Source organism: Streptomyces sp. WM6386, assembly GCF_000972385.1.
Lineage (GTDB): Bacteria > Actinomycetota > Actinomycetes > Streptomycetales > Streptomycetaceae > Streptomyces.
In genome coordinates this window covers 1-332 of the sequence record NZ_JXTE01000724.1, presented here as the reverse complement: position 1 = coordinate 332, position 332 = coordinate 1, and the positions used below count along the sequence as shown (strand labels likewise).

General features: G+C 68.1%; 1 pseudogene. It reads right to left on the bottom strand.

From position 1 onward, the window contains the following. Nucleotides 1-23: 23 nt before the first annotated feature. Nucleotides 24-332, bottom strand: a pseudogene (locus TN53_RS43405) (alpha-L-fucosidase); the annotation flags it as partial.

The window sequence follows — 332 nt, the reverse complement described above, 5'->3', positions numbered from 1 at the left end:
GCCGTTGCTGATTGCCATGCCGGTCACCGGATCCAGTCGACGGTGAAGACGTTGGCGATGTCGCTGGGCAGGGAGGACGGGACGGTGATGTTGATCTTTCCGTCACGGCGGGTCCACCTCAGACTGCCGCTGGTGCCGAGCAGCCGGACCCGGGACGTGGCGCTGATGGGAATGTCGCCGGGCACCGAGAGGGTGCCGGTGGGCTTGCCCAGCGCGATGATGTTGAACTTGCCGGGGGTGACGGTGTAGCGGATGCCGAGCGGGCTGCCCTCCTCCTCCGCCCGCACCCAGGGCGTCGACCCGTAGATCGCGGGGCCGTTGACCTTCAGGGA